The organism is Leptolyngbya boryana PCC 6306 (assembly GCF_000353285.1).
In the GTDB taxonomy this organism is placed as follows: domain Bacteria; phylum Cyanobacteriota; class Cyanobacteriia; order Leptolyngbyales; family Leptolyngbyaceae; genus Leptolyngbya; species Leptolyngbya boryana.
The window spans coordinates 4,525,015-4,540,502 of the sequence record NZ_KB731324.1 but is presented as its reverse complement, the minus strand read 5'-3'; the positions used below and the strand labels follow the sequence as shown (position 1 = coordinate 4,540,502).

Genomic DNA, 15,488 nt, shown 5'->3' with positions numbered 1-15,488 from the left:
CAAAGCTAAGGTCAAAGCCAGTGTTTAGGATAGGGTCTTCCGGGAACTAGATTATTGAATGCGATCGTACAGAGCAAAATGACAATCGAGCCTGTCAGTACGGGAGTCAACAAAAAATCCCATGAAGCCTCGCTCATCACACCAACTAGCGCCACAGCACCTCCCGGAGGATGCAGCGTTTTTGTTAACTGCATCAGTTTAATTGCAGTTGCAACGGCAAGTGCCATCACCCAAGGCGCTGTGCCGAAGGCATACACCAAAGTGGTAGTGTTCTAGATGTGTGGGCATAACGTTATACTGCTCGCCCGAACTCATGACGATTGATGAATAATCCAATCACAGTATCATGCATCTTCTCAGTCTTGGAAAAACAGATCGTCTTTCTGGCAAGCCGCTTGATCCGAGTTCTCAAAGTTAGATGTTTCCGCTCAATGCGCTGTGTGTTGGCTTTGCCAACCGTATGGTGCTGCTCATCTAGCAATCGCAAGTAAGCTCCCCAACTATCGGTGTAAAACCGTTGAATCGAAAAAGGAGCTAACAGTTGCTGAAGTTGCTTAAGAGCTGAGTCTTCATGGGTGGCTAGCACATAGGCAAGGACTTTTCCAGTTTGATGGTCAATCGCGTGCCACAACCATCGTTGATGCTGCTTTGACTCGACAAAACTCCACATCTCGTCCATCTCCGCCGCCTCGACTCTGACGACCATGACTGCAGTGTTATCCGGTTGGTGCTGTTCGAGCAGACTTATGTTTACTTGTTCAAGTTGACTTGACTTTTTTTCAGCGTTTCAATCACAGTCGTTGGGCTAATCTTCAACACTCTGGCGGTATCACGAATACCACTGCCGTTGATTGCCATGTCGCTGATTTGCGCTTTGACTTCAGGCAGTCGTCCTCGATAGCTAAAGTTCAAGATAAATGATCGTCTCGAACACTCTAAGTTACGGCAACAATACCGTTGTTTTCCAGCAGCACTGCGACCATGCTTAACGACATCCACACTCTGGCAATCGGGACATTGAACAGGTTCTAGGACCATCTCGACTCAGCCCTCTAACACATCGTTTTCATTCTGCCATATATCCACATATCTAGAACACTACCCACCAAAGTAATGCAGACGATCGCGCCGATGAGATTACCACCAATCAGGTTGCGGGGCTGGGCAAGCGGGCTATCCGGAACAGCAAATGCAAGCACAGCGGTTGCACCAAACGGAGCCGCAATTAAAGGATATTGAGTATGTACAGATAAATAAGCGAGTGTTGCAATTCCTAAGAAGCTCCCCATCCAAGATAAGAAGATTTGAGAGTAAGAAAATTCAGGCTGATAGATTGAGCTTCCCATCGTCCTGAAATTTTGCGATCGCACTCGTCGTCTTGCCTGACTAATATTCTTTACAAGTAAGGATTTCATAGGAAGGTTTTCTGAACGAGGTGTCTGAACTACTGTCAGATTACCGTAATAATTTCATCAGAAAGATTGTAAAAGTAGTTTCTGATACAGAAAATTCCTATGGAGTTTATACAGATTTACTTATTCCTGCCACAATCGCCGTCCAGCTTTTCCATTTAAGCGATCGTGTGTCTCTCTCAACAATCTCGGAATCTCTAACTTCTCTGGGCATTTGGGCAGACAGTCTCCGCAATCTGTACAGCGATTGCCTTTATTCCCTGGAAACCAATGCCCCGCATTCTCAAACATCCGATAGCGGTACTCTCCAAACTGCTGCATGTCATAAGCCGTTGCTAAATTTCTCAGTCGCAGCACTTCCGGAATATTGATGCCCTCTGGACAAGGCAAACATTCATAACACTGGCTGCACTGTTCCGGCGCGCGAATTTCGCGCAATCGTTCAAAGACTTGCTGTTCTTCTGCACTCAATGCTCCAGTTCGATAGTCTAAATTCAATTCATTCGGATTTGCAGCACCCACACTTAACGTCGTAATTCGTCGATCGCTCAACAAAAATCGATAGTTCATCTCTAGCGGTGACATCGGCGCACACAACTGAGTCAACTTCTGCGGCGGTGTGTGTAACATGCCCGCTTTGTCAGCAGGCGAAATGATAAAAATCCCTAAATCTTTTTGAGCAGCAAGCTCGATCGCAGGTGCATTTCGTTGAAAAAAGAACGAGTAATGCAAATTCACAAACTCAAAGAAATCCGTCGCGATCGCTGCCAAAATCACATCTAAACTGCCATGCGTCGAGAATCCGACATGCCGTACTCTGCCGTCAGCGATCGCATCTCGAACGGCTTTCATGCAGCCATTGTCTGCCTTCACCCATTCCAAATGCTCCCAAGTATTCAGCCCATGAATGGCTAAACTATCGACAAAATCAACTTGCAGCCGTTCTAAAGACTCATCAATCCAGCGATCGGTTTGATCAGCATCCAAACTCGGTGGTAACTTTGTGGTCAAAAAAACGCGGGAGCGCGCACCTTGCAATGCGGCTCCCAAAAACTCTTCACTTTTCCCATAGCCTCGTGCAGTTTCAATATGGTTAATGCCAAGCTCGATCGCTTTTTGCACGGTTGCTTCCATCACCGACGCAGAAGAGAGACAGCGCATTGTTCCTAACGAAAATACCGAATACGCAAGCCCAGTTTTACCGAATCGCCGATCGTCCACGAGCTACTGCGCTTCTCCACTACTAAACCGTCCTCGTTGGATCAATTCATCCGGGCTGAGATTCGAGATAAATTCTCTAAAGGCGCGACGTTCTGCTTCGTCTGCGTCTCGATCGACTGGAATCGAGGCATCTGCCACGACTTCTTCCATCACCCAAATTGGGCTATTCGTTCTCAGAGCGATTGCGATCGCATCACTGGGGCGAGAATCAATCTCGCGCCGGGTTTCGCCCTGCTTCGTCACTAAAATCGCGTAGAATGTATTATCTTGCAATGAGTGAATAATGACTTTCTCGACCTCTATTTCCCAGGCTTCTAAGAAATTGACCATTAAGTCGTGAGTCAGAGGACGAGGATGGGTCTGACCTTCAAGAACGCTAATAATTGCTTTTGCTTGGTCTTGACCAATATAGATTGGCAGCGCTCGTCGATCGGTTGCATCTTTTAACAAAATGATCGGACTTCGAGTGGATGCTTCTAGTGCAATGCCTGCAACCTTCATTTCAATCATGGTGTAGCCTCTAGATCTCCAGAGATCACGAAATGGATAGAGAAGTGTCTAAAACGAACTTCGTTCAAGAGACGTAATCGATCGCGCTCCGGGAGCAGGATTGCGTTCGAGAAATCGCATTCGGGTGCGTTCTTAGATCAGATCCTAATTCATCCCTTTCAGAATTTGACAAAATAAAAGAGGACTTCCAAATTTCATCATTTTCTTGAGGAAAAGATTAAAGTAGCGCTAAACCACTCTAAACTCTCTATTGTGATTTTAGACTGTAATTCGTCTGACTTTGAATGTCTAGATAGGATTCAAAAAAATTCTGAATCTCCCGTTACATCAGCGAATTAGATTGGGGACGATCGGGATCTTATTGTCAATAAGGACTTAATTTTGTGTTTACAGGACTTGTACAAACGGTTGGTCATTTAGCAGTTCTCAATCCCGAACAGGTAAAAATTTCGGGGTCTGCAATGTCGGTGATTTTGCAGGGTTTAGAACTCGGCGATAGTGTCGCAGTGGATGGAGTTTGTTTGACCGTTACGGAGATTCTCGATGATGGGTTTGTCGCAGATGTTTCTCCGGAAACGGTGAATCGTACAACTCTCGGACGCGCGGCAGATAGTGCAAAATCGGTGAATTTGGAAACTTCGCTGCGGGTCGGCAGTAAATTAGGCGGGCATTTTGTCACAGGGCATGTGGATGGGGTAGGAACGTTTCATTCTGCGGCTGAGTCTGCGACGTCTTGGGAGATGCGCTTCAATACGGAGAGTGATCAAGTTGCTCGCTACATTTTGCCGAAAGGGAGTATTTCCGTCAATGGCATTAGTTTGACTGTGGCAAATTGTGCGCCGGATGGTTCCTGGTTTACCGTTGCAGTCATTCCTCACACTTATGCTGCAACGAATTTGTGTGAACTGAAGCCTGGGGATTGGGTGAATTTAGAAGGCGATATTTTAGGAAAATATGTAGAGCGGTTTTTGCGGGGTGAGAAACCGGGAGCAGAAGTGCCCGATCGCGTTTCGATGGATTTTTTGGCGGAGCATGGCTACGTTTAGATTAAGGTAGTCGTTCACCGCAATTCATCCTGATAGGGAGATGGGCGTCATTCAACATCAGTTCGGCACATTCTTTCGCTTCGTTGCTCACCCCTCCGGCATGAATTCGGGACTAGCTGTGCGAAATCCGCTCTGGGACTGACAGCCCATGAAAACACTTTCTTCAGTGGGTTTCAACCCACTTCGCACAGTTAGCCCGGACTTCCAGTTTAGGGCGGGACGCAAACGAGAGCGACAATCTTCCAATTCATTTTCCCGACTTAGTTGCGGCTCCCCATCTCCCCACTTCGCAAAATGAATGCCGTTGACTAGCAAAGTGAAATTAACGGCTCAGCTTACCAGATCACTTTCTGAGCAGTGTCTACTGACATCAGAGAGTCCCCTGGCAATTTATCCTGCAACTCGCTCGAATTCAAGAGCGGCAATCGCACCGTGAACGTCGCTCCTAATCCTGCTCCTGGACTATCCGCTGCGATCGTTCCTCCATGCATTTCGACCAAATGTCGCACGATCGCGAGCCCTAAGCCTAGCCCATTATGCGATCGAGTCGTAGTACTGTCTGCTTGGCGAAAGCGATCGAACACATGCGGCAAAAATTCTGACTCAATCCCCATGCCCGTATCCATCACAGCAATTTTCGCCATGTTCGCATCATCCAACGTGAGACGAATGGTAATTTGTCCCTCGGATGGCGTAAATTTCACCGCATTTGTGAGCAAATTCCAGATAATCTGCTGCAATCGGGTCGAATCTCCCCAAAGGCTCGGTAAATCGGGTTCAAACTCTGTTTCGAGTAAAATCGATTTTGCCTCGATTTGAGGACGGACGGCATCGATCGCAGCTTGAATCACAGCAATCGGATGCACCGCCCGATAATTCAGCCGCAGCTTGCCGCGAATAATCTTCGACACGTCTAAAATATCTTCAACTAACTGCGCCTGAGTTTCCGCATTGCGTTCGATCGTTTCTAAGGCGCGATCGATCATTTTCTGGTCGTACTGTTTCGATCGCAGTAACCGTACCCAGCCCAACATCGAATTGAGCGGCGTTCTCAACTCATGAGAAAGCACCGCCAAAAACTCATCTTTCATGCGATTGGCGACTTCTGCTTCTTGGCGCGCGAGCTGTTCGCGCATGACTTGAGCACGGGTGGCTTCCGCTTCTTTGCGCTCTGTAATGTCCTCGATTGTGCCAACATACCCTTGAGGTTCACCAGTTTGGGAAAACATCGGACACGATCGCACTTGTACCCACAACGCGCGCGTATCTTGAGTGTGTAGGCGAAATTCTTCGGAAAATTCTCCGCCCTGTTCGAGATAGACCTGCCACTGAGAAATCGCGCGATCGCGATCCTCTAAGTGAACACACTCACACCAATTCTCAGCCAACCTGCCACAAATCGCGTCGTAGCGGGGATTGGTATAGGTACATTGTCCCGTCGGATCAATCACAAAAATTCCAGATGGCGAGGATGCTGATAGAGAGCGAAACTGTTCTTCACTCCGCCGCAATTCAGCATTGACTGCCTTAAGCTGCGCTGCTTGTAGCTTAACCGCTGCCGTTTTCTTAAATAAATCGACGAATACTGCAACTTTAGAAACCAAAATGTCGGAATTAATCGGCTTGATCAAATAGTCCACTGCACCGAGTGAATAGCCTCGAAAAATCCCGTGATCACTCGAATCAAAAGCCGTCAGAAAGATAATTGGCGTATGCTGCGATCTCGCTCTCGATCGAATCAAACTTGCCGTTTCAAACCCATCGATCCCGGGCATCTGGACATCGAGCAGAATCACCGCAAAATCTTGATTCAGCAGACATCGCAGCGCTTCTTCTCCAGAGGATGCCTGTATCAGATTCTCCCCGAGCTTGCCTAAGACCGCTTCCAATGCCAGCAAGTTTTCAGGTTGGTCATCGACAAGAAGAATGTTAACGGGTTTGTTCAACGACATGGGCACGATCCTAAAACAGCGGGAGTAGGGTGAGGTTAGGAGCAGAGAGTAACCAGCATAGATGGAATCTGATGCAACGGGAGAACATAATCAACAGCGCTTTTAGCAATTGCGGCTTCCGGCATAATCGGGCATTCAGCAGTACGAGGATCTTGCACGATGGTCGTGCCGCCTTGCGCTTTAATCTGAGCCAGACCTTCTGAACCATCTTGATTTGCACCCGTCAAGATGATCCCGATGACCGACTGAGCGTAAACCTTTGCTGCGGACTCGAACAAGACATCGATCGAAGGTCTTGCAAAAGCAACGGGGGGATCAATTGAAAGCGAAAAATACTCAGGTTCAGCAAGAAGATGGTAATTCGGCGGAGCTAGGTAAACGAATCCAGGGCGAATCGGCTCTTTGTCCTCCACTTCCAAAATGGTCAACGCGCTTTCCTGCTGTAAAATCCGGCTGAGCATGTCTGTCGATCCTTGATCCCGATGCTGTACGATGGCGATCGGCACTGTGAAACATCCTGGTACCCCTTTTAACATAGTCCGCAGCGCGGATAATCCCCCTAGAGAAGTACCTATCGCCACCAAAGCAGGTGCCATTAGTCTAACCTCCGATAAAGCTTCTCAGAGGTTGAAAGGGGTTCGTAGCGATCGTGATACGCCGTAAATCGGAGGGATTCTTGCCGTCCTAATGCCAAAATGCCAAAAGGGCAGAGGCTTTGATAAAACAGCTCATGCACGCGATTTTGTAAGACACGATCGAAGTAAATCAAGACATTGCGGCACAAAATTACATTGAATTCATTGAATGATCCATCAGTCACAAGATTATGCTGCGAGAAGACAATGTTGTCGCGCAGCGAAGCGCGAAAAATCGCATTTTCGTACGCGGCTGTATAGTACTCAGAGAATGATTTGCTACCTCCTGCTTTGAGATATTGCTGCGTATATTCTTGCATTGCAGACAGTGAAAATATTCCAGTCTTGGCAGCTTGCAATGCTTTCTCATTAGTGTCGGTTGCGTAGATCCGACAGCGATGGTAGATGCCTGCTTCTTGCAATAAAATTGCCATGGAATACACTTCTTCTCCGGTTGAGCAGCCTGCGTGCCAAATCCGAATAAAGGGATAAGTGCGCAACATAGGCAAGACGACGTTTCTGAAGGTCAGAAAGAAGCTCGGATCGCGAAACATAGAGGTGACATTGACGGTCAAGTTGAGCAAGAAGCGATCGAGCGTGGCGCGATCGTGCAAGACTTTTTCCTGTAATGCTGAGATTGTCTCGATTCTTTCAGACTGCATAAAATTTTGCACTCTTCGTCTCCGAGATGAAGAGGCATAGTTGCGAAAATCATAGCCGTAGTAGCGATAAATGCCATCAAACAGCAGTTGAACTTCAATATCTTCGAGGGTAGGCGACTGTGACAGCATGGGGATTGAGCGTAAATGCCGATGAATTTGTCAATTCGCTAAGTTGAGATCCCCATAGCCCTCAAGGTGAAGGCGCTAAACAAGATCTCTACAAGTATTGATGACAGAGTGAATTTCTTGAACCAATCCTTTCTAAATTGACACAATTCCAGACGGGATGGAATCCTCCCGCCGCCCTAATTTCTAGCCATCGCGTTTTCCCGGAATCTGGCTTGTGGGGCAAACGATCTCACTAGAAGAATCACCCTTTGGAGAGTTTAAGCGCGATCGCAACGCATCCTCCCATGCCTGCTAGCAAACTCGCTAAAATGACCCAAAGCTGTCCAGGTCGGTGTGTCCGAATATTCAGCGTCTTTGCAGTTGTGTCGGCAATAAAGCGATCGAGCAAATCCCGTTGCTGCAACAATTGCTGATTGTTGCTGGTTGACCAATTGTGAGTGAGAGGAATCACTGCACCGGATTGTAAAACGATTGCTAACCGTTGATCTGTAGAGCGCCGTCCTTGCTGGATGGTGGTCATCTTTAACTCTTGCTTCTCAAACTCAATTGTTTTTAATGAACCGATTAAAGGTTCATGCGTTAATTCACAGATCACACGGTTTGCGGTTGGGCGACAGTTAAAGTGAACGAGGCTGCCCATTGTCTCAATCGTCATCTCACCGATCTTGCCTAGCCCAGCGATGCCTAATCCTGCGATCGCAAATATCAACCATTTCACCATCAGTCTAAAATTTCCGTATCTTGAGGGCGCAGAGGCAACATCACTTGAACCATTGTTCCTTGATTTTCATGACTCGTTAATTGAATCTGCCCTTGATGAATTTCAACTGATTGTTTGACGATCGCCAGTCCTAATCCATTTCCAGAAATCATTCCGACATTCGTAGCTCGATGAAATGCTTCAAAGAGCCGCACTTGATCACTTTCCGGGATTCCAATGCCTTGATCTTGCACTTCAAAGTAAACGTGGGTCTGATCTTGTCGGATTCGGAATGTGATGGTGGACTCAGCCGGAGAGTATTTCAACGCATTAGAAAGCAGATTGGTAAAAATTTGCCGCATCAATTTCGCATCCATGTAGCCGCGAATTTCTGACACATCCGCTTCCGGTTCAAACCTAATCTGGTGCTGAGCTTGATCATTCAATCGCATTTCATCGATCAGGTTCTCGCAAAAAGACAAAATATTGAGTGGAGCCGGTTCAAACTTGACTTTCTTGGCATCAGCCCGCTCCAGCATCAGAATGTCACTGAGAAGGTCTTTCATGTTCAAAGATGCCGCTTGAATGCGCTGGATATGTTCAAGTTGTTTATCGATCGAACAATTTCCCGCATAAAACTCCAGCATGTCTGCCGAAGAAAGAATCGTACTCAAGGGCGTACGAAACTCATGCGAAACAGTGGTGACAAAGTTTGATTTCAGTTCGCTTAGCTCGCGTTCTTTTTCTAATGCTTTTCGCATTTCAATCTCAGCTTGTTTGCGGTGGGTAATTTCACGCTGCAAGCCGACCCAATAAGTGTAATGTCCGGTTTGGTCGGTGACTGGGAAAATACTCAGTTCGATCCACACTTCAGACCCGTCTTTGTGATAGTTGATCAGTTCGGTAATCACAGGCTGCCAGTTCTTTAAAGCGGATCGCAGATTCTTCAAGACTGTCCAATTCGTTTTCGGACCTTGCAAAATCCGAGGGGTCTTGCCAATCACCTCATGCTTCTCGTAGCCCATCATGCGCGTGAAGGCATCATTCACAAAGACAATTCTCGGACCTGGTGGCTCCACGGGTTCTGCTTCAGTAATCACGATCGCATCATTTGCATTTAAGACGACAGACTCTAAAAGTAACAATCGCTGCTCTTGAGCTTGGCGCTCTGCTTCTCGATGCTTAGCTTCGGTAATATCTTCTGCAATTCCCGCTATGCGATAGACTTTGCCTTGCTGATTGCGCACGGGAAAGGCACGTGCGAGTAACCAGCGCTTTTCTTGATCGGGGCGCTGGAACTGAAATGTTGCCTCTGCGGATTTGCCTCTGAGTGCTTGCCGACTGACTTTCATCAGATGGGGGATATCTTCTGGTAGCCCCCGATTGAGCCAAAAACTTAACGGTTTCTCATAACAGCTTTGACTGTCATACCCCAAAACTTGCTGACATCCTGGACTGATGTAAATCAGCTTGCGTTGCTCGACATCGTACATCCAGAAGATCTGTTCAATGTTCTCAGCTAACTGCCGGAATCGTTCTTCACTTTCTCGCAGTTCCGCAGCCGCAGCTTTGCGTTCATCTTCGACTTGCTGTCGCTCTCGCACATTCAAAATCAGCGACAAGACTGAAATTAGCTCACCTGAGCTATCAAACAGGACGGAGTTATACCATTCACAGGGCACGATCGAGCCATCTTTCGAGACATTGCGGCTGGTACAAACATTGCGAGTCGTCTGCCCGTTGAGAAGTTGCGCGATCGCGCGATCAACCGTGCCTAAATCCTCTGGTACGACTAATTCCCAACTTCCAAACTGTTTGCCAATCACTTCAGACGCATCCCATCCGAGTAAGGCTTCGGCTTCGCGTGACCAGCGAGTGATCCGTAAATTTTGATCCCATTCAATGACAGCAAACGGTGAATTATCCACATGGAAGGATAACCGCTGTAAGGCACATCTGAGCGCTTGCTGAGCTTGGTCGCGCTCTCTTGCGGTTTCGACCGAATCGGTCATATTGCGGAAAAATAAAGACACGCCAGACTTAGCAGGATAGGCGCGCATTGAATACCAGCCCTGACAGGGGATATAGTAATCGACAATTTCGAGGGGGACACCTTCTGCCATCGCACGTCGATAGAGTTGCCCAAAACTCGTTTCTGCAAAGTCGGGAAACTCCTGCCAAAGCACTTTGCCGAGCAAATCTCGGGCAGGCTTCCCTAAGATCTGTGCGGCAGCGTGATTGACATAGGTAAAACGAGCAGAGCGATCGAGCGCGACAAATCCATCGGTAATGCTCTGCAAAACCCGGTTAATCTGTTCACGGGCTAATTCTGCTTCAGCACGGGCAGTTTGCTCACGGGCTAACAGTTGATGCCGCTCCTCTTCGATCCAGCGGCGCAGACTAATATCTGAAAAAGAAACAACGACCGCGTAGGGTAAAACTTGTCCAGGCTGAAACAGCGGCTGAGAATTGATCGAAATCCAAGTTACCTGTTTCTCAGGTTTGCAGAGACCCAGAATGACTTCTGAGCAGGGAATCCCCGTTTTTGCCGTGATCAGACCCGGAAAAGTTTCGAGATCAAATGCAGAACCATCTTCATGGATCGCTTCCCAGCCCAACTCCAAAATATTGCGATCGATCAATTCATCGATCGCACATTCCAAAATTTTCTCAGTACTGGCATTACAAGTTTCGATGAGTCCTTCTGCATTGAGCATCATCACAGCTTCATGCATCGCTTCTACGACGGATCGATAGCGTTGTTCGCTCGTTCTGAGGCTTTCTTGCTCACGACGGCGACGACTGACTTCAGCTTGAAGTTGTTCGATCTTATGTTCGAGCTTGGTGATTTGATAGCGCAGCGATCGCACGGTATCCAGATCAAATTCCGCCTCCACGCTCGACACTGAAGGAGCGATTGCTTTGGGGGTTTTCGTCAGTTCTTGCACAGATTGGGATTGAAGTTGCGATCGCAGTTCGGCGACGAGTACTTCGAGTTCCGCATTGCGCTGTTGTAACTGGATCTGGTCAGTTTCTCGCATGACTCACGCTCGAATTCAGGGGTGAATAAATCTTTGCCTCTAAAATCTTTACTCAAATTTTGATCGAACTTCATGGAGACTTGCTGAAGTTCATTTAAAGAGTTTCATAAGGCAGTTCGATGACAAAAGTAGTCCACCCAGTCTGGCTTTTTACAATAATACTGCCTTGAAGCTGTTCAACGAGCTTTTTGACGAGGGCAAGTCCTAGACCTGTGCCGCCTTTTTGCCAGCGATCGCTGCCCGGAACTCGATAAAATTTGTCAAAAATATGCGGCAAGTTTTTTGTCGGAATTTCGGATTGATTGGCGATCGTAAATTGCAAAAGTGGAGTCTGATTTTCACTCAATCCTTCGCGAACTTTGAGGCAGATTTCACCTCCACTTTGTGTATATTTGCAGGCATTATTTAACAGCTCAACGAGAATTCGGCGCAAACTGACTCCATCTGCCACAATCACAGGCAAGGTTTCGGGAAGATTCACCTTGAGAAGTTGTTGACAATCCCGAGTTCTGACTTGAAACGCATCTGTTGTTTTCCGCAAAAGCTCTCTTAAATTGAGCGGTTCGGGTGGAGCTAACGCTTCTCCAGATTCCAGTTGATACAAATCTAATAAGTTTTGGATCAATTCATCGCCTTGATCGCACGCATTCAGCGCAATATCGATATATTGCCGCCGATTGTCCGGCATCGCATCCATTAATTGCAGCGCCACTTTAATTGTCGTGAGTGGTGCGCGCAGATCGTGCGTAATCGTGTTGAGCAGATCGTTTTTCTGACTATTGATGGATTGCAGTTCATCGACCTTTCTCTGAATCTCAAGTTGGGCGCTATGCCGTTTCAGACGAGCAGCGATCGTCTCTAATAATTCCACCCGGCGAAAGGGTTTGGTTAAGTAGTCATCCGCGCCCAAATTCATCCCCTGTCGCATATCGGCTTTATCGGCTTTGGCAGTCAGAAAAATAAACGGAATCATTGCTGTGCTTGGATCTTGACGCAATGCTTCTAAAACGTTGTAGCCGTCAAAATCAGGCATTTTGATATCGCAGAGAATCAAATCGGGCGATCGCTCCTTTGCCAATTGAATTCCGGTCATACCATTATCGGCATTCAGGGAGTCAAAGCCCCCAGAGGCAAGAATTTCTAGAATGTTCAGCCGAACATCTTTTTCGTCTTCAATCACCAAAATTTTCATGAAGGTTCCCCGATCTGGCGGCTGAGTCGATTGAGATCTGATGATGGAATCATTGCAGTTTTGCATTGCAGTCGAATGGGAACGTTTTTGGGGGTGTACTCGCTTTGATGCTCACTGACATCTGAAATTACGATCCTGCTCCGTAATTGTGACGATGCTCCCCGTATAAGCATGAATTCAAAATTCCGAGCACCCTCGTAAAAACACGGCAATTAAAGCTGATTTTAGCGAATTTTATGCCGAAAATGCCAGATCCCTTATGACAGTCTGATCCCTTCCTTCAGAGAAACTGTGGAAATTACTTAAACTTTATCGCTGAGGCTGTTTTTTGATGTCTTCGCGACAAACTGCATATTTCGTCTGTCTTAGGATAGATAGGTTGCCCGACTTTATTAAATAGTATTAAGAATAAGAACTGAATCAACCTGAGTTTGACATTCAATACCCTAAGAAATGGGGGTGCACTGACTGCGCCAATTGGATTGAAAAGATACATTTATATGTTCTAAAACTGGCACAATGAACCGGAAACTCTGAATTTTCCTTTGAAGTATTTAATGATTGGGCTGATCTATTATTTTGCATGAACCTGCTACTCGCAAATGAATCCGATTGTCGATTTTTTAAGTTTTGGTTTCACGATCAACTCTGTGATGGAATTAGCTATCAAGGTGAGTTGTTTTGCCAGTTTCATAGCTTTAGTGCGCAGCGTCGAGATCAAGCGTATGACTTAGGCTCAAGATTGCTCGATCGCGGAATTTCGGTGATTATTTGTTGTTCTAGACAACGGTACTCATTAGGCATTAATTTGCGAAATAACTGGGATGCCTATGGTGAGCGTGAAAAGCAACAGGTTTTACTAGAAGTGCAGGGCATGGATTCAGTGCTGAGCCAGCTTTTACGGTGATAGTCTAGTAGGTGCAATTTTCTAGATCGCTCATGCAAACCTACGATGTCGTTGTTATCGGTGCAGGCCCCTCTGGCTCGATCGCTGCTGCTCAACTTGCCCAAGCTGGATTCACTGTAGCTCTACTGGAAAAACAGTTTTTGCCTCGTCATAAGACGTGCGGTGGCGGGATGCCGATGGTGATGCAGTCTCAGTTACAAGATTTAGCTCCAGAGGCGTTTGTCGAGTCAGATGTTACCCAGATGCGGCATACCTGGAAGTTTGAAAATCCCTATCTTGTTGCGATGAATCCGCGATCGACCGATGAGCGCTTATCGCTCTGGATGGTTCAACGACCCATTTTCGACAATGCTCTGGCTCAAAGAGCGAGCCAGTTTGGAGCCGAGTTGCGAGATGGAATTGCGCTCCGATCGCTTGAACCTGAACCTGATGGCGTGATTGTCCGAGCACAGGGGATTAAGACAGGATCGGAATTTACAGCAAAGGCGCAATATGTGATTGGAGCCGATGGCGCGAATGGAGTGGTTGCAAAGGCGACTCAGTTGAGAAAGCGCAAAGCGATCGCGTTAGCAATGGAGATTGAGCATCCACATCAATGGGGCGATGGTCATGCAGATTTACGTCCCGATATTGCTCATTTAGAATATGGTGCGGTGAAACGCGGATATGCCTGGATTTTTCCGAAAGCTGATCATTTGAATATTGGAGCAGGTGTGTTTCGTCCAGATAATCAGGATGCGAGACGCGATCGCGATTTACCCGCGCAGTTGCAGAAGACGATTCTGGAATATATGGATGCGTTGGGATTGAAATACGATCGTTCAGCTTTGAAATTTCACGCTCATCCGTTGCCGACGTGGAGTGGGAAAGAGCCATTACATGAAGGACGGATTTTACTAGTCGGGGATGCAGCGGGATTGATCAATCCATTGTTTGGCGATGGAATTCTCCATGCGGTGAAGAGTGGTGCGATCGCAGCTCAAAGCATTATTGATCAAGCAGCAGATGAATATACCGATCGCATTCACGCCGAGTTTGCAGCAAATTTTGATGCAGCTTTGAATTTAGCGCGGGTGTTTTACCAGTGGACGGGAGTTTGCTATAAGTACGGCGTGAAGTATGAGAAAAGTACACGCTATGCTACTCAGCTTTTGTGTGGCGATTTACTATTTACGGATATGGCAGGGCGGGCGATGCGGCGATTGAAAAAATCGGTGGGATCAAACTTCTTTCCAGCGTTCAATAGCTAGGTGATGATTGTTCAGAAGTCGGAGTTTTGTAAAATTCTGACTTCTCGCTCCACACTGCTAGTTTTACTTCAATTTACTAGCTGTTCTCAAAATCTGACCTGCTAACATGGCGGCTCCAAATCCGTTGTCAATATTGACGACCCCAATTCCAGTCGCACAAGAATTCAACATCGTGAGCAATGCGGATAGTCCATTAAAACTGGCTCCATATCCGATACTGGTGGGAACAGCGACGATCGCACAATCTGACAGACCAGCTACTACACTCGGCAATGCTCCTTCCATGCCTGCGACGACAATTAGCACATCTGCCTGAGTCAACACATGCACATTACTTAGCAAGCGATGAATTCCAGCAACGCCGACATCCCAAAGTCGATTCACCCGAAATCCACAGAGTTCAGCAGTAATGGCTGCTTCTTCGGCAACAGGAAGATCTGCTGTGCCTGCTGAAAGAATCCCAATTGTACCTGGATAAATCGGAGCTTTTGGACTGCCTAACGCGCAAATCTTAGCAGTCGCATAGTAAAGGGCATCTGGAACCATTTCTTTCACCCAAGCATACACTTCAGGCTCCATCCGAGTTGCCATGACGACTGTCGCTTTATCTCGCATTGTTTCCATGATTTGAGCAATCTGCTCGGGCGTTTTACCCGGACTCCAAATGACTTCCGGGAAACCCGTTCTCAGCGATCGATGATGGTCAATATTAGCAAAACCTCCAACTGGCTCATAAGTGAGATATCTCAGCTTGCTCAATGCATCTTCTGAACTCAGTTTGCCTTGAGATACATCATCTAACAGTGCTTTTAGTGCTTCGGGATGGGTCAT

The 15,488-nt window shown here is 47.0% G+C and carries 15 protein-coding genes; 3 read left to right on the top strand and 12 right to left on the bottom strand.

What is annotated here, in order from left to right:
* Positions 1-11: 11 nt before the first annotated feature.
* From LEPBO_RS37970 to LEPBO_RS0122585, 5 genes are all read right to left on the bottom strand, one after another.
* The gene (locus tag LEPBO_RS37970; protein WP_017289863.1) at positions 12-257 is read right to left on the bottom strand and encodes an HPP family protein; all 246 of its coding nucleotides are present in this window, start codon (positions 255-257) and stop codon (positions 12-14) included.
* 35 nt (positions 258-292) lie between these two features.
* Positions 293-1,038, bottom strand: a protein-coding gene (locus tag LEPBO_RS45630) for an IS1 family transposase (RefSeq protein ID WP_455565126.1) whose coding sequence is annotated in 2 segments (ribosomal slippage) — positions 293-783 and positions 783-1,038 — 747 coding nt in all. Because the reading frame shifts where the segments join, the coding sequence is not laid out codon by codon here.
* 14 nt (positions 1,039-1,052) lie between these two features.
* Positions 1,053-1,415 (bottom strand): HPP family protein, encoded by a 363-nt coding sequence (locus LEPBO_RS37965; RefSeq protein ID WP_081614763.1) that lies wholly within the window; start codon positions 1,413-1,415, stop codon positions 1,053-1,055.
* A 120-nt stretch (positions 1,416-1,535) separates the two neighbouring features.
* Positions 1,536-2,633 (bottom strand): aldo/keto reductase, encoded by a 1,098-nt coding sequence (locus LEPBO_RS0122590; RefSeq protein ID WP_026148843.1) that lies wholly within the window; start codon positions 2,631-2,633, stop codon positions 1,536-1,538.
* 3 nt (positions 2,634-2,636) lie between these two features.
* Positions 2,637-3,143, bottom strand: coding sequence for a bifunctional nuclease family protein (locus LEPBO_RS0122585; RefSeq protein ID WP_017289860.1), 507 nt, complete (start codon positions 3,141-3,143; stop codon positions 2,637-2,639).
* Positions 3,144-3,526: 383 nt separating this feature from the next.
* Here LEPBO_RS0122585 and ribE point away from each other — a divergent pair, with 383 nt between their 5' ends.
* A complete protein-coding gene (gene ribE / locus LEPBO_RS0122580) occupies positions 3,527-4,189 on the top strand; it encodes a riboflavin synthase (RefSeq protein ID WP_017289859.1) in 663 nt (220 codons plus the stop codon).
* 335 nt (positions 4,190-4,524) lie between these two features.
* Here ribE and LEPBO_RS0122575 read toward each other — a convergent pair whose 3' ends face one another.
* From LEPBO_RS0122575 to LEPBO_RS37955, 6 genes are all read right to left on the bottom strand, one after another.
* A complete protein-coding gene (locus LEPBO_RS0122575; RefSeq protein WP_017289858.1) occupies positions 4,525-6,141 on the bottom strand; it encodes a sensor histidine kinase in 1,617 nt (538 codons plus the stop codon).
* 35 nt (positions 6,142-6,176) lie between these two features.
* The gene (locus LEPBO_RS0122570) at positions 6,177-6,737 is read right to left on the bottom strand and encodes a chemotaxis protein CheB (RefSeq protein ID WP_017289857.1); all 561 of its coding nucleotides are present in this window, start codon (positions 6,735-6,737) and stop codon (positions 6,177-6,179) included.
* Positions 6,737-7,567, bottom strand: a complete 831-nt coding sequence (locus LEPBO_RS0122565) for a CheR family methyltransferase (RefSeq protein WP_017289856.1) — start codon at positions 7,565-7,567, stop codon at positions 6,737-6,739. The genes LEPBO_RS0122570 and LEPBO_RS0122565 overlap by 1 nt, the downstream gene beginning before the upstream one ends.
* Before the next feature lie 241 nt (positions 7,568-7,808).
* Positions 7,809-8,288 (bottom strand): hypothetical protein, encoded by a 480-nt coding sequence (locus tag LEPBO_RS0122560; RefSeq protein ID WP_017289855.1) that lies wholly within the window; start codon positions 8,286-8,288, stop codon positions 7,809-7,811.
* Positions 8,288-11,308, bottom strand: coding sequence for a PAS domain-containing sensor histidine kinase (locus LEPBO_RS40265; protein ID WP_017289854.1), 3,021 nt, complete (start codon positions 11,306-11,308; stop codon positions 8,288-8,290). Before LEPBO_RS40265 ends, LEPBO_RS0122560 begins: the two co-directional genes overlap by 1 nt.
* A 94-nt stretch (positions 11,309-11,402) precedes the next feature.
* Positions 11,403-12,500 (bottom strand): hybrid sensor histidine kinase/response regulator, encoded by a 1,098-nt coding sequence (locus tag LEPBO_RS37955; RefSeq protein ID WP_148664729.1) that lies wholly within the window; start codon positions 12,498-12,500, stop codon positions 11,403-11,405.
* A gap of 583 nt (positions 12,501-13,083) precedes the next feature.
* Between LEPBO_RS37955 and LEPBO_RS0122545 the strand changes: the two genes are divergently transcribed.
* Complete coding sequence (locus LEPBO_RS0122545) at positions 13,084-13,407, top strand: hypothetical protein (RefSeq protein ID WP_017289852.1); 324 nt, start codon at positions 13,084-13,086, stop codon at positions 13,405-13,407.
* 32 nt (positions 13,408-13,439) lie between these two features.
* Complete coding sequence (locus tag LEPBO_RS0122540) at positions 13,440-14,657, top strand: geranylgeranyl reductase family protein (protein WP_017289851.1); 1,218 nt, start codon at positions 13,440-13,442, stop codon at positions 14,655-14,657.
* A gap of 63 nt (positions 14,658-14,720) precedes the next feature.
* Here LEPBO_RS0122540 and larB read toward each other — a convergent pair whose 3' ends face one another.
* Complete coding sequence (gene larB / locus LEPBO_RS0122535) at positions 14,721-15,488, bottom strand: nickel pincer cofactor biosynthesis protein LarB (RefSeq protein ID WP_017289850.1); 768 nt, start codon at positions 15,486-15,488, stop codon at positions 14,721-14,723.